The sequence below is a fragment of the Vibrio xiamenensis genome (genome assembly GCF_900100015.1).
GTDB lineage: Bacteria > Pseudomonadota > Gammaproteobacteria > Enterobacterales > Vibrionaceae > Vibrio > Vibrio xiamenensis.
In genome coordinates, this window is sequence record NZ_FNDD01000004.1 from 63,459 (window position 1) to 77,505 (window position 14,047).

At 48.8% G+C, this 14,047-nt stretch carries 11 protein-coding genes; 5 read left to right on the top strand and 6 right to left on the bottom strand.

Annotated features, from left to right (window positions below):
* Positions 1 to 154: 154 nt before the first annotated feature.
* From BLS03_RS04795 to BLS03_RS04810, 4 genes are all read right to left on the bottom strand, one after another.
* A complete protein-coding gene (locus tag BLS03_RS04795) occupies positions 155 to 1,552 on the bottom strand; it encodes an APC family permease (protein WP_093269409.1) in 1,398 nt (465 codons plus the stop codon).
* A 71-nt stretch (positions 1,553 to 1,623) separates the two neighbouring features.
* Positions 1,624 to 2,916 carry an NAD(P)/FAD-dependent oxidoreductase gene (locus BLS03_RS04800; RefSeq protein ID WP_093269411.1) on the bottom strand — a complete coding sequence of 431 codons (1,293 nt, stop codon included), beginning with the start codon at positions 2,914 to 2,916 and terminating at the stop codon, positions 1,624 to 1,626.
* 34 nt (positions 2,917 to 2,950) lie between these two features.
* On the bottom strand, positions 2,951 to 3,367 hold the full coding sequence (locus BLS03_RS04805; protein ID WP_093269414.1) for a RidA family protein: 417 nt from the start codon (positions 3,365 to 3,367) through the stop codon (positions 2,951 to 2,953).
* Positions 3,368 to 3,459: 92 nt separating this feature from the next.
* Positions 3,460 to 4,599, bottom strand: a complete 1,140-nt coding sequence (locus BLS03_RS04810; RefSeq protein ID WP_093269418.1) for an ornithine cyclodeaminase family protein — start codon at positions 4,597 to 4,599, stop codon at positions 3,460 to 3,462.
* 203 nt (positions 4,600 to 4,802) lie between these two features.
* On the opposite strand from BLS03_RS04810, the gene BLS03_RS04815 reads away from it, so the two are divergent.
* Together BLS03_RS04815 and BLS03_RS04820 are read left to right on the top strand one after the other, a co-directional pair.
* On the top strand, positions 4,803 to 5,636 hold the full coding sequence (locus BLS03_RS04815; protein ID WP_093269420.1) for an AraC family transcriptional regulator: 834 nt from the start codon (positions 4,803 to 4,805) through the stop codon (positions 5,634 to 5,636).
* A 464-nt stretch (positions 5,637 to 6,100) separates the two neighbouring features.
* Positions 6,101 to 7,030, top strand: coding sequence for a hypothetical protein (locus BLS03_RS04820; RefSeq protein WP_093269423.1), 930 nt, complete (start codon positions 6,101 to 6,103; stop codon positions 7,028 to 7,030).
* A 129-nt stretch (positions 7,031 to 7,159) separates the two neighbouring features.
* Here BLS03_RS04820 and BLS03_RS04825 read toward each other — a convergent pair whose 3' ends face one another.
* Positions 7,160 to 8,437, bottom strand: coding sequence for an NAD(P)/FAD-dependent oxidoreductase (locus BLS03_RS04825; RefSeq protein ID WP_093269425.1), 1,278 nt, complete (start codon positions 8,435 to 8,437; stop codon positions 7,160 to 7,162).
* A gap of 49 nt (positions 8,438 to 8,486) precedes the next feature.
* Positions 8,487 to 9,860 carry a glutamine synthetase family protein gene (locus tag BLS03_RS04830; RefSeq protein WP_093269428.1) on the bottom strand — a complete coding sequence of 458 codons (1,374 nt, stop codon included), beginning with the start codon at positions 9,858 to 9,860 and terminating at the stop codon, positions 8,487 to 8,489.
* A gap of 224 nt (positions 9,861 to 10,084) precedes the next feature.
* Here BLS03_RS04830 and BLS03_RS04835 point away from each other — a divergent pair, with 224 nt between their 5' ends.
* From BLS03_RS04835 to BLS03_RS04845, 3 genes are all read left to right on the top strand, one after another.
* Positions 10,085 to 11,416, top strand: a complete 1,332-nt coding sequence (locus BLS03_RS04835) for a glutamine synthetase family protein (protein WP_093269431.1) — start codon at positions 10,085 to 10,087, stop codon at positions 11,414 to 11,416.
* A gap of 99 nt (positions 11,417 to 11,515) precedes the next feature.
* Positions 11,516 to 12,859: an aspartate aminotransferase family protein gene (locus BLS03_RS04840; RefSeq protein WP_093269434.1), complete on the top strand. Its 1,344-nt coding sequence runs from the start codon at positions 11,516 to 11,518 to the stop codon at positions 12,857 to 12,859.
* Positions 12,860 to 12,941: 82 nt separating this feature from the next.
* Entirely contained in the window at positions 12,942 to 14,006 is a 1,065-nt protein-coding gene (locus BLS03_RS04845) for a polyamine ABC transporter substrate-binding protein (RefSeq protein WP_342720188.1), read from the top strand.
* The last annotated feature ends 41 nt before the right edge of the window (positions 14,007 to 14,047 follow it).

Consider the following 14,047-nt stretch of genomic DNA (forward strand, 5'->3'; position numbering starts at 1 on the left):
AGCAACTGCTATTTGTCTTTCGAGTTTTGGCGACAAGCAATATTTAACAACAATCGATATCTGACAACATCGCTATTGGAATACGATCGCTCAACGCAACCAAGGCGCTGGTATGTCAGCGCCTTGGTTTTAGTTGGTTGATGTTGAAGCTGGGTTAATCCATATCAGGAGTAAACAAACCGCGCTTCATATAAAATTTCACCCACACCGCACCGATGAGACTGATCACAGCCAGTATTCCACCTGCGATGCTGTAGACCATTTGCGTCATTTCAGGCGACGGTGAGTTATTAAGCGCCACATACCCCATCGCGATAATGCCAATGATTTGCGGCAATGGGAAAAATGGAGTGCGATACGGGCGCTCTTGATTAGGCAGGCGGCGGCGAAGCACCAGCACGTCAATATGTGCAACGATATAAGCCAACAACCAACTGGTGGTAGCGGCAATGACTAAAACGATTAGCGAGTCGATGTCCACCAGCATGAAAGGAATCGCGGTACACACTGCCATCATCACAATCCCCACCCAAGGCGCGTTGTAACGGTTTTGCGCTTTAAGTTGTGGAAACGCCTGTTTTTGCATTGCCATGCCGTGAAGCATGCGTGGTACCGACGCCAAAATGGTATTGATGGTGCTGCAAGTCGCGGCCAACGCCATGATGGTTGCGATCATCAAACCGCTTTGACCAAATACCGCACTAACATAATCCAAGTAAGGAATCGGCGATTCGACCAAGGTGTCGACATTGAGATACAAACTGGCGCCGTAGGCGAAAGCGAGAAAAATCGCGAAGATCATAACTAAAGACAGATGCATCGCACGAGGAATGTTTTTTCGCGGCTGCTCCACTTCGTTGACCATCGGACAGATAAACTCAACGCCAACCATCATCCACATCGCCAGCGCAATCAAACCGATAAAGCTGCCGTCAAGCACGCCGCCAAAGCTCCAATCAACACTTTGAGTCAAAGTTGGGTGCGGCTCGCTTACACCCGTGATTGCCGCAAGTCCAACAATGATCAGCGCACTCACCAAAATAAACGCCAACAGATTTTGCACTTTGGCAAACACGTCAGCGCCGATAAGGTTGGTGACCATCAACACGCCCAAAATCGCCAGAGGAACCACTTTGGCGGGAAACACACCGGGAAGCAGTTCACCAAGCATAGCGTCGACCAAAAACATCTCCACCGGCAGCGCTAATACCGCGACCACTACGTAACCGGAAAACACCGAAACAATCGCAGGAAAGTGGCCAATGGCCTTTTGCGTATAGGTAGCCAGTGTCCCCTCTTGCGGAAACATCAGCGACAATTCTGCAAAACTCATGGCATTAAACTGCGCCAAAATAAACGCCGCGAACATGGCAGCGATAAACGCCATGCCGCCAATCCCTATGCCTTGGGTCGCTGAGATCATTGCGCCTTGGACAATCACCAATCCGATACAGATGGCCATCATGGTTGCCAAGCCCATTTTTCGCGCTGGTTGGTTAGTTGCTGATCCTTCAGCGCGACTGATTTGTTCTGATTGTACTAAATCACTCATTTTCTATTCCTTTTCTAACTAAACCAAATAGTTAACTAAAACCGTTATGTAAATAGTCTGTATGTCTGCAATTACAGCCTTGCAAAGCGATACGGCGCTGGGTCAACCAAAGGCGCGCTGCCAGTGGCAAGATCTGCAGCCAGTTGCCCAGCCGCCGGCCCAGTGCCAAAACCGTGTCCGGAGAAGCCAGTTGCAATGGTTAATCCAGGAATCGCATTTATGCGGTCAATCACCGGATTTGAGTCCGGCGTGACATCAATTAGCCCAGCCCACGCCTCTTCGATTTCAGCCTGCTCAAACATCGGCCAGGCGTTTTTAAGATTGGTGAGCGCCTCGCTGTTTAAGCCAGCGTTATACGCAGGATCCATGGTGCGAATTTTTTCAAACGGCGAAGGTTTATGATGACTCCAGCGCCGCGCCAGTTTCAGGTCATCGACAAAATGCTTGCCAAGCTTGATACGTAAAAAACCACGTTGATGACGAAGCTGATCAAGATAGCGATGACCGACGAGTAAGTGGTCGAGCGTAATCGGCGCATCCAAAGCACCGCGCTGAGTGATAATAAAGCCGCCATCTTGATGCTTACGAAACGAAAAATCCGGTGCGCCGACCGCGATATCGGTCGGTCCTTGCATCGGCTTGGTGCGCAAAACCGAGCAAATCAAAGGCAAGGTTGGTAGAGAAACGCCGTGTTGGGATAAAAAGCGTCTTGACCAAGCGCCGCCAGCCAGCAGCACTTGTTCACAGGTGATTTCGCCCTGCTCCGTCACTACGCCGCTCACTTTCCCTGCCGCCATCGACAAACCACGCACTGCGCAATTTTGGATGATAACCGCGCCTTTTTTCGCAGCCGCTTGCGCCATCGCGCTGGTTGCAAGTGCTGGCTCAGCGCGGCCATCCGATGGGGTATACACCGCTCCGACCCAATCGGTTTTTCCGCCGGGTACCAAAGAGCTGACTTCACGAGTTGAAAGTAGCTGACTGTCGAGTTCAAGCGCTTTCACCGACTCAAACCAGCTTTCGTGCGCTTGCATTTGCGCTTCGCTACGAGCAACAAACATAATGCCCGCCTGCTGATAACCAACGCGGCGACCAATCCGCTCTGGCATTTGTTGCCAAAGCTTATCGGCGGCCAAAGACAAAGGCACATCTTCAGCAACACGGCTGGTCTTGCGAATCCAACCTAGATTTCGCGATGATTGCTCTCCAGCAACGTGACCTTTTTCGATCAATACCACTGGAATATTGCGCTCAGCCAGAGTTAGCGCAGCGCTCACACCGACAATGCCGCCACCAATAATCACCACTTGCGTTGATTTCGGCAGCAAACTCTCAGTGGTAAAACGCTCTAATGTCTTGGTCATTCTTTCGTTCCTTGAAATACAACTGGGCTTGAACTTAAGCCATCACATACTCAGTGCCGCTAGCGGCTGCGCCGCGATAAGCGGTGACTTCAATTTCAACTTTGTAAACCGTGGAGCCCAGCGGCGGACAGGTCACTGTGGTCGTGGGATCAATGCCTTTAAATTTGGCGCCAAATAGCTCCATCACGGGTGCAACATCGGCTGGGTCCTGAATAAAAACTCGCGTGCTGACCACATCGGCTAATGACGCATCGACCGCTTTTAGCCCGCGTTCGATATTGCTAAATACTTGTTCGGTCTGCTCAAACAGATCCTCTGAAATCTGCTTCGTGTCAGGATTGCGCCCTGCGGTATTGGAGACGAAAATCCAATTATCAACCGCGACAACGCGCGAATAACTGCCGCTCTGTTCAAATGCAGAGCCGGTTTTGACTTTAACGATTTGAGTCATGATGTACTGCCTTTAGAAAAGCAAAGGCGCGATGGCCTTTCGCTTTAGATATTTAGATAAAAGGGTTCAATGGGTTAATCAATGCCACGGCTTTAACTTAAAACCGGGGTATCCCACAGGTTCAATTTGACGCCAATGCCTTTTTCTAGCGCGTTGCGATACACAACCGTCCCCCACGCCACATCCTCAACCGGTAAACCACCGACGGACAAAATGATGATCTCTTCATCGTTTTGGCGACCCACCGTATCACCAGCGACAATCGCACCTAAGTCTTGTAACTCGGCTTTGTCCATCAGGCCTTGCTCGATCATGTCCATAAAGCGCACGCCGATGATCGGAATATAGTTGTGCGCCGGTTTTGGCACTTCTTCAAACCACGCTTCGTAGAGACCAATGCTGTCCGCCACTTTACGCACATCCGATGTTTCCATGGCGGCGTCCAAACGGCAGTAAGCTGGCATGGCTAAAAACGCCCCTGCTTTCACCCACTCTCGTTTCACTTCAGGATAGGTTGACGGGTCGCCGGTTTCGCCGGAGTTACAGTAAGTGACGATGTCACTATCGCGTACCACTTCCTCGATAGAATCAACGATTTGAATTGTGGTGACTTGCGGATAAGTCGCACTTAACCAAGTGATAAAGGAATCGAGGCTTTTTTGACCACGACCTTTGACTTTAACGGTATCAATCTGCGGACACGCGGCGATAAATGCGGCTACCGAGGTTTTACCCATTACGCCAGGGCCAAGCACACCGATAACTTTTGAATCTTTACGTGCCAAATGTTTAGCGCCAACACCTGGGACCGCGCCAGTACGATAAGCGGAAAGCAAGTTAGCTGACATATGCGCCAGCGGCGCGCCAGTTTCAACATCGTTTAAAGTAAACATCAGGATTGAGCGCGGCAGGCCTTTTTCGCGGTTGGCGATATTGGAGCCATACCACTTAACGCCGCAGGTCTGAAAATCACCGCCCAAATAGGCTGGCATCGCCATCAAACGGCGGTCCGCGGTCGGTTTTGGCATAGTGGCAAATGGCGACTCTTCAGGGAAAGTGATCATTGCGCCATGGGAATCACTGTTTGGTCCAGCCATACGATAATCGCCATGGTGTAGTAGCGCGAACATCTGTTCCATGGTGTCAACGCATTGCGCCATGTCGGTTACGCCCGCTTTAATCATGTCTTGTTCTGAAAGGTAAATGAAATCGATTTTAGTGCTGTCTGACATACTTTCGCCTCTATCCTTTGGGTGAATTTAAGCCGCGTTCTCCAATGACTTTCTATGCAAAAAGCCTTGCGGTGAATTGATAGTAAAGAGGTGAAAAATGTCTGTATTGAATTTTTGCGACATTTGAAAAGTGTTTTTAAATTGGTGATTTTGGCATCACCTTTGCAGAAGGCTAAATATCATTCACTGCATGGATAGCAATAATGACAGGTCTTTTACGTGCCCTTCCGGTCAGCGGAATTCGCTCCAAACAACCTTGGTTTGTCATGAGCGCGGCTAAGTATTCCACCCATATCAATTCGGCGAACCCGTTTGTTTCCCACTATTACAGCTTTGAAGCCGACGGCCATCACCAACACCCGATTGCTATTCCAGACGGTTGTGTCGACCTGCTATTTGATTGCGACCAGAATGAACCCATCGCCCAAGTTTGCGGTACGGCTTTGCAAGCTAAAGAGATTCAATTTGAGCGTGGGCATCGCTATTTTGGCGTGCGCTTTTTACCTGGCTATATTCCCGATTTTCTCGATGTATCGGCCAAAGAAATCATTGATAACCAAATCGATTTTCTCGACATTATGCCGCGAGCCAAGCCAATTTTTGAGCAAGTCGTCGAGCAAACGGATTTTGCTAAACAGGTGGCGATTGTGAGCCAATTTCTGCACGCGAAAAGCGCCTCGCGGTTATCCCCTCTAACCCGCCAGTTAGTGGGAAAAATTTGTCAGCAACAAGGCAACATTCAAATTCAACAACTTGAACGCTATAGCGGTTATTGCAGTCGCACCATCCAGCGTCAATTTCTAGCCGAAACCGGTCAAACACCTAAGGCATTTTGCCGTGCGATTCGCTGCCAGTCCGCGGTGTACAACATCAATCACAGCCCACAACTGGCATTTTCAGATTTAGCGAGCGAGCTAGGCTTTAGCGATCAATCACATTTTCTAAGGGAATTCAAAAAGTTAGTAAGCACAACTCCGCTTGAATATCAGCATCGCGTGCAACACAAAACCTATCTCGAGCGAATTCACTGTTATTGACCCAAATTGGTTCAAAAATAAGAAAACGCACTTTAGCAGTGCGTTTGCTAGTTTTTATCTCGCGCCGAATTGAGTTAATTCATCGTAGTCATAATGTTAATACTTAGATCCATTTCACATAATTAGCAACGAAGTTCGCTGATTGTCGTTCACTATTTGGCAAACAATTGGCTTATATCTTTAAACGCTTTAACCCAAATTGCCTCCCTACCTGAGCTAACACGCTGTATTGTGGAGTTAACTTCAGGTTCGACACCCACCGAACAAGCCGTTAAAGCGCTTATCGAGTAACCTTCAAATACATTCGCTCCCTCACAGGGAGCGTTTAAGTTCACTAAATACTATTTAACCAACCACTGCCTAAAAATTGGTCTCTTGTTACGATATAAAAAATCATCCCTTTCTCAAACCAAGCCTTTTTATACTTGCTAATGACCTATCTCAATGAGCACAAGGAACGAGTGATGAGCGCAATCGTAGGCACCACCAACATTGATGGCACAGGCAGCGCGTCCAATCTTACTGCCGAAAACGGCGAAGTACTGGATCTGACCTTTGGCTTCACAGGGTCTTACATGGGAGATATCCAAACCAGACAGCAAGGGCTAGTCGAAATCTATGATTCTTGGGATCACTATGGCATAGGTGAAGATCGCATAGAAAATATCGGCGAGTGGAATCAACAAGGAGTAAAAGAACTCTATATCGATTCGTCAGCCGGTTTTGGTGGCAATCAATATGGCACGTTAACCCTAAAAAACTTTGTCGATCTCTATTTGGAGTTAAGTAGTGATCTTAGCGAACCTGGTTGGGCAAGTAGTGATATAAATATTTATGATATCAAGCGAGGAGAAATAGACTTATCTTCTCTTGAAGGCGAAAGCGATGTTTATATCGAGGTATACAGCAACAGTGCGAGTTGGAGCAATCTATTTACAATCACGGGCAGTGAACAAAGCGACTACCTGACCATGCAAGCTGTCGCTGGTACCCGCTGGACCGAATTTAACATTGATTTAAGTGCGGGAGATGATAGTTTCAAATGCATCCTTGCTGGAGCGGAGTCGAGCAGTCAATTGCGCTATGTCGACGGTGGTGACGGCAGCGATACTCTCACCGCAACCCACATCAATGATATTGATTTTGAGAACTTTGAAACGCTGGTCAATGCCAGTATAAGCACTCAAACGCTAAACATCGATCAGCAGCTATTGGCCAACAACGCCAGCGCTAACAATGGGTTGTGGTTGGATGGTTTTAATATCGAGTTTAGCGATGAATTTGATGATATTGATGTTTCAACGCTCGCGACAGGAGAGTATAAAATCGTTGCAACGTACGACGATGAACAGTACCTGCTCTATTCGGACACAGTGCCAACCGAACTTGTTTAAAACACTTTGAGATTCAGAGCAACTTTGCCTTGAGCAAGATTTAACATAGAAAAGCCTGCGGTGAGTTTATAGAGTCGCTCAGCGCAGGCTTTTGCTTTGGTCGTTAATTTTTTACCTTGTTGTTGGCGACTACAAAATATCCCGTAGGCGGTAGTAGCTCATCGCCAGTACAAGCGCTGGTGTGCGCAGTAAGCGTCCGCCGGGAAATGGCAGATGCGGAATGCGTTCAAACACATCTAACCGCTCAGCAGTGCCGGATACCGCTTCAGCCATGAGTTTGCCCGCAAGCCCAGTAGCAGCAATGCCGTGCCCCGAAAAACCTTGAGCGTAAAACACGTTGTCTTTGATACGGCCAAAGTACGGCGCGCGATTCATAGTAATGCCGACATAGCCGCCCCAAGCGTAGTCAATCTTGACGTTTTTCAATTGGGGAAAGACATCGACCATGCGTTTGCGCATCGTGCCTTCGATACTGCGCGGGTCGATACCAGAGTAACTGCAACGTCCACCAAACAACATGCGATGATCTGCCGAGCAGCGGAAATAGTCGAGCACAAAATTAATGTCGCACGCCGCGATGTTGTTTTTCATTAACGAACCGGCAAGCGAAGGCTCCAATGGCTCAGAGGCGCAGATATAGGTGCCGACAGGCATCACTCGGCTTTCGAGTTTGAAGTCCAGCCCTTCCATATAGGCATTACAAGCTAGCACTACATAATCGGCGGTTACCTGTCCTTTGGCGGTAACAATTTTGGCTGGCGACCCGTGGTGGATCTTTTTGACTCGGCTGCCTTCATAAAACTCGACCCCGAGCGCTTTGGCCGCCGCAACCAAACCCAGAGTGTAATTGAGCGGATGTAAGTGACCACTATTGCGGTCAAACATACCAAAGCAGTAGCGCTCACTATCAATATTGTCGCGAACTTGCTGCTTATCCCATAGCTCAAGTGAACCATAGCCATATTTGTTCGCTAAGCTTTCATGCCACTGTTTGAGTTCCCGTTCGTGGCGCGCTTTGATCGCCAAATGCACCATACCATCGCGCCAATCGCAATCGATGTTGTAATCTTTGATGTAGCCTTTAGTGGTTTCCAGCGCTTCAACGGAAAGGTCCCACAGGGTTTTGGCATCAGGCGCGCCCACCAGCTTTTCCAAGCTGTCTTGTTCGCTCGCCCAGCCAAAAATGGCTTGGCCACCACTGCGCCCCGAAGCGCCCCAAGAGACTTTTTCTGCTTCGAGAACAATGACTTTGTAGCCTTTCTTAGCCAGCTCTAAGGCGGTTACGGTACCGGTAATACCAGCACCGATAACGCACACATCGGCGCTTTGCGCACCTTGTAGGGGTGGAAAATCAAAATCGTGGTTGGCACTGGCCGCGTAGTACGAATCAACGTGCGGTTGCTTCATGGTTGGTTATCCTTAACATCTAAATAAAATCCTTTTATTTAACGACTTATCACAGGTACCACTGATATTCCAACGGTGAGACTTGGGAAAAGAAGTTAACTTGCTCGCTGTGTTTACTCTGATGGTAAACATGACAGAACTCTGGCGTTAAGCGTTTTTTTAGCACGTCACTGTGCTCGAAACGCTCAAGAGCCTGAGGCCAGGAAATCGGCAAGAAATTCTCACCTTCCAGCTCGTAGGCGTTGCCTTCAACGGCTAGCGGCGGCTCAATGTGGTTATCCAGCCCCTCTTTGATAGTCGCCAAAATGGTCGCCACCACTAAGTAAGGGTTACAATCAGCGCCAGGTAAGCGGTGCTCAAGGCGAGTATCCGCCGCTTCTCCGGATGGAATTCTCAGTGCGACCGTGCGGTTATCCCAGCCCCAATTGGGCCATAACGACACAAACATATTGGGCTGAAAGCGGCGATACGAGTTCGCATTGGGCGCGATGATCGCCATGGTCTCTGGCATGTAAGCCAATACGCCTCCAATCGCGTGTTTGAGCATTTGCTCGTGTTGGCAAAACACATTGTCGCCGAACCTGTCTTGCATACTGACGTGAATGTGGCAGCCATTACCAGCATAGTCAGAATACGGTTTCGCCATAAAGTTGGCTTCAAAACCGTGCTTCTTCGCTATCGCCCGTACCACTCGTTTCATCAGCATAGCTTGGTCACAGGCCTGCATCACATCGAGGTTATGGTGCAAATTGACCTCAAACTGGCCCGGAGCATATTCGGCCAAAATGTTGGATGCGGGAATATTTTGCGTTTCACATACTGAAATCACTTCATCGATAAAGCCGCGAAACTCATCGAGTTCATCGAGTGAATAGACTTGAGTCTGGGTCATGCGTTTGCCACTAAGGGGCATCAAAGGTGGTTGCGGATTGCCTTCACTATCAAGCTCACTGTCTTGGAGATAAAACTCAAACTCGACCGCCACACACGGGTATAACTCTTGCTCTGCCAAACCATTGAGCTGGCGGCGCAAAGCGTGGCGAGGGTCGGCGAAAAAACCTTGAGTTTGGTCTTGATCTAACATGGTCAACACCGCTTGAGCCACCCCCTCTTTCCATGGCACCAGCGACAAGGTATTCGTTACAATTCGGCAGATGCGGTCGCCATCACCTAGCTCAAATCCCAGCCCGGTTTCCTCAACGGTTTCACCCGTAATGTCGAGGGCAAAAATCGATGCAGGCATGTACAAACCATTTTCGACGACCTTAGGTAACATGTTGATTGGGATGCGCTTTCCACGCTCCATTCCGTTCATGTCGAACAGAATCAGATCCACGCTGTGGACATCAGGATATTGCTCTGCAAAGGCGATCGCTTGCGGAATATCCTCTTGAGTCATCCATTTTCTTCGTCCTTGGCTCATTATCGATTTCCTTATCAAACAGCACAAAAAATAGACTCAAATAGAATAGGCATATTGTTAAATATATTGCAACAGTAGATTCCCAAAGTCCCATAATCGGAAATTAGTTAGGTAAATATCGAACAAAGCGGTTGACAATTAACCGTTTAATTGACAATTCTAGATTTAGTATTGTTATGAAAATGTTTCGATATACTTTACGCAACCCATGGATATTGAGTGATATGGACATCATCAAACAGTGGTTTACTGAAAACCGCATCACCGAAGTAGAATGCTTGGTGCCAGACATTACCGGCAATGCGCGCGGTAAAATTATTCCAGCGCATAAATACATCAATGACCAAGGCATGCGCCTGCCAGAGAGCCTATTCTTCCAAACCGTCACTGGTGACTGGCCAGACGACGACAGCATGATCGATCTCACCGAACGTGACATGCACCTTGAGCCGGATATCAATACCATTCGCTTTGTCCCTTGGGCCAAAGAGCCCACCGCGCAAATCATCCATGACTGTTTTGATAGCCACGGCAACCCGGCGGAAATTTCGCCGCGTAGCGTGCTTCGCAAGGTACTTAAACTGTACGAAAATGAGGGTTGGACGCCGGTGGTTGCGCCAGAGCTGGAGTTTTTCTTGGTGCAGCAAAACCTCGACTGGGACTACCCACTCAAGCCGCCAATTGGCCGCAATGGTCGCCCAGAAACGGCGCGTCAATCGTTCAGCATTGATGCAGTCAACGAGTTTGATCCGCTGTTTGAAGAGATGTACGACTTTTGTGATCTTCAAAAGCTTGATGTCGATACCCTGATTCACGAATCCGGGGCGGCGCAAATGGAGATCAACTTTGACCATGGCGATGCACTTGAAAGCGCCGACCAAGTATTTTTATTTAAGCGTACCGTACGTGAAGCGGCGCTGCGCCACAACGTTTACGCGACGTTTATGGCCAAGCCAATGGAACAAGAGCCCGGCAGCGCGATGCACATTCATCAAAACATTCTTGATGCTGACGGCAACAACCTATTTAGCAACCCAGATGGCACCAACAGCGAATTCTTCATGCACTACATCGGCGGCATGCAGAAATACACCCCGGCAGCGATTGCGTTCTATGCGCCCAACGTCAACTCCTATCGCCGCTTGATCTTTGGTGATTGTGCACCAACCAACCTTGATTGGGGGGAAGACAACCGCACCGTAGGGCTTCGCGTTCCGGTATCAGGCAAAAACTCGCGCCGGTTGGAAAACCGTTACGTCGGCGCTGATGCCAACCCATATTTGGCGATGGCAGTAAGCTTGGCGAGTGGCTATTTGGGCGTAAAAAACCAACTCAAACCGACCTCGATTTCGACCGAGGACACCAGCCAAAATCCGTACACGCTACCGCATACCTTGGAAGATGCTCTGGTACAACTGCAAGCGTGCGATGAACTTAAAGAGATTCTCGGCGAACGTTTTGTTGCGGCTTACGTTGCCATTAAGCGCAAAGAATACGAAACCTTCTTCCAAGTCATCAGCTCTTGGGAACGGGAGTTTTTGCTGCTCAATGTGTGAGTCACGTTATTAATCAATGCATTAATCAAGGTGCTAACACGCCAGCGACACAGATACGGATTTCACTGACCAAAGTCACGAATAAGAAAAGGATTTCTCATGTCAGAACTTGTTGAATACGATGCCCAGCACTGCTTTCATCCATTTAGTAACTATCATGACTTGAACCGCAAAGGCTCGCGTATGATCGAGCGCGCAGAAGGTGTCTATATTTTTGATGAGCACGGCCACCAAATTCTTGATGGTATGTCAGGGCTGTGGTGCGTTAATTTAGGTTACAGTTGTCAACCTCTGATTGAAGCGGCCACCAAGCAGCTAAGCGAACTGCCCTACTACAACTTGTTCTTCCAAACCTCGCACCCACCAGCGGCGCGCTTGGCTAAATTGCTTGCCGAAGTCACACCCGAGGGCATGAATCATGTGTTTTTTACCGGTTCAGGCTCAGAGTGTAACGATACCGTCGTGCGCATGGTGCGTTACTACTGGAATAACCTTGGCAAGACCAACAAGAAAACCATCATTGCACGTAAAAATGCCTACCACGGCAGTACCATCGCAGGGGCCAGCCTTGGCGGCATGGAGTTCATGCACAAACAAACTGGCTGCTTGGTGCCAGACATTGTGCATATCGACCAACCCTACGCATTTGGTGAGTACGATGGTGATGATATTCAAGCCTTTGGCCTTGAACGTGCGCGTCAGCTTGAAGCGAAAATTCTAGAACTTGGCGAAGACAACGTCGCGGCCTTTATCGCTGAGCCTATTCAAGGCGCAGGCGGTGTGATCATTCCACCTGAAAGCTACTGGCCAGAAATTCAACGCATCTGCGATAAATATGAAATCTTGCTGGTTGCCGATGAAGTAATTTGCGGTTTTGGCCGCACCGGTGAATGGTTTGCCAGCCAAACCTACAACATTCGCCCTGATCTCTTGTGCATGGCTAAAGGCATCACCTCCGGTTACCTGCCACTTGGCGGTGTGATGGTGCGTGATGAGGTTGCACAAGTGCTCAAAGACGCCAATTCCGAATTTGCCCACGGCTTTACCTATTCTGGTCATCCAGCGGCTTGCGCGGTGGCGATTGCCAATATTGAAGAGATGCAAAAGCAACACATCATTCCCACGCTCAAAGAGTCGATCATTCCCTATTTTGCCGATAAATGGCAGCAACTCGCGCAGCACCCATTAGTGGGTGAAGCTCGCTCAAAAGGCATGGTTGGCGCCATTGAACTGGTGCGCGATAAAGCCAGTAAGGAGCGTTACAGCAAAGAGTTGGAAGTGGGCATGATGTGCCGCGAAAATTGTATTGCCAGTGGTCTGGTGATGCGCGCTGTGGGTGACACCATGATCGTGTCACCGCCGCTTATCATCACTAAACAGGAAATTGATTTGCTCGTTGAACGAGCGACACTCGCCCTCGACAAGACGTTAGCGAACTTATAACCCTTGTCAAACATATCAACCCCAAGGATCGGAGAACCATATGTTTAACCCTCTGAAGAAAAATGCGTTGTTGACTGGCCTGATGGCTGTTGCCGTGTCTGGCTTTGCTCAGGCGGAAGAAGAAAAAGTGCTGAACATTTACAACTGGTCAGACTATATCGCGGAAAACACCATTGCCGATTTTGAAAAAGAGACCGGCATTAAAGTCGTCTACGACGTATTTGATTCGAACGAAGTGCTGGAAGCCAAAATTCTGTCTGGTAACACGGGTTTTGACTTAGTGGTGCCAAGTAACGACTTTCTTGGTCGCCAAGCCAAAGCGGGCGCATTTATGCCGCTTGATAAAGCCAAATTGTCGAACTACGCCAACCTCGACCCGAAATTGATGGGCATGTTGGCAAGCTCTGTTGACCCAGACAACCAATTTGCCGTGCCTTACCTTTGGGGAACCACGGGCATTGGCTACAACGTTGAAAAAGTCAAACAAGTGCTGGGTGATGATGCGCCTGTCGACAGTTGGGATTTAGTCTTTGAGCCTAAATACATGGAAAAACTCGCCTCATGTGGCGTGGCTTACCTAAACGCGCCAACCGAAATCATGGCTGCGGCGCTCAACTACATCGGTAAAGATCCCAACTCAGCCAACCCATCAGATTACAAAGATGCACTCACCATGCTGGAGAAAGTACGCCCTTACATCACCTACTTCCACTCATCGCAATACATTAACGATTTGGCCAACGGCGATATCTGTGTGGTGATCGGCTGGTCTGGTGATGTGATGCAAGCGGCTGACCGGGCAACCGAAGCCAACAACGGTGTTGAAATCGCGTATTCGATTCCAAAAGAAGGCGCACTAGCATGGTTTGACCTACTCGCCATTCCTAAAGATGCCAAGCATCCAGAGAATGCCGAGAAATTCATCAACTACATTTTGCGTCCAAAAGTCATCGCCGATATCACCAACTATGTTTGGTACTCAAACCCAAATATTCCGTCACGTGAATTCGTCGAACCGGACATCATTAACGACCCAAGTATCTTCCCGACGCCAGCGGTGCAAGAGAAGCTCTACACCAACGCAATTCTGCCAATGAAAGCCACGCGAGCGCTGACTCGTACTTGGACAGACTTCGTTAAAAACTGATCAAGGAAAACGCCCTTGGCATGAAGCCAAGGGCGAAAAGG

What these genes read in the sequence shown, in the direction of transcription:
- BLS03_RS04820 (WP_093269423.1), top strand. Translation starts at nt 6,101, where the DNA reads ATGAGCGCAATCGTAGGCACCACCAACATTGATGGCACAGGCAGCGCG.
- BLS03_RS04825 (WP_093269425.1), bottom strand. Translation starts at nt 8,437, where the DNA reads ATGAAGCAACCGCACGTTGATTCGTACTACGCGGCCAGTGCCAACCAC.
- BLS03_RS04795 (WP_093269409.1), bottom strand. Translation starts at nt 1,552, where the DNA reads ATGAGTGATTTAGTACAATCAGAACAAATCAGTCGCGCTGAAGGATCA.
- BLS03_RS04805 (WP_093269414.1), bottom strand. Translation starts at nt 3,367, where the DNA reads ATGACTCAAATCGTTAAAGTCAAAACCGGCTCTGCATTTGAACAGAGC.
- BLS03_RS04815 (WP_093269420.1), top strand. Translation starts at nt 4,803, where the DNA reads ATGACAGGTCTTTTACGTGCCCTTCCGGTCAGCGGAATTCGCTCCAAA.
- BLS03_RS04845 (WP_342720188.1), top strand. Translation starts at nt 12,942, where the DNA reads ATGGCTGTTGCCGTGTCTGGCTTTGCTCAGGCGGAAGAAGAAAAAGTG.
- BLS03_RS04830 (WP_093269428.1), bottom strand. Translation starts at nt 9,860, where the DNA reads ATGAGCCAAGGACGAAGAAAATGGATGACTCAAGAGGATATTCCGCAA.
- BLS03_RS04810 (WP_093269418.1), bottom strand. Translation starts at nt 4,599, where the DNA reads ATGTCAGACAGCACTAAAATCGATTTCATTTACCTTTCAGAACAAGAC.
- BLS03_RS04840 (WP_093269434.1), top strand. Translation starts at nt 11,516, where the DNA reads ATGTCAGAACTTGTTGAATACGATGCCCAGCACTGCTTTCATCCATTT.
- BLS03_RS04835 (WP_093269431.1), top strand. Translation starts at nt 10,085, where the DNA reads ATGGACATCATCAAACAGTGGTTTACTGAAAACCGCATCACCGAAGTA.
- BLS03_RS04800 (WP_093269411.1), bottom strand. Translation starts at nt 2,916, where the DNA reads ATGACCAAGACATTAGAGCGTTTTACCACTGAGAGTTTGCTGCCGAAA.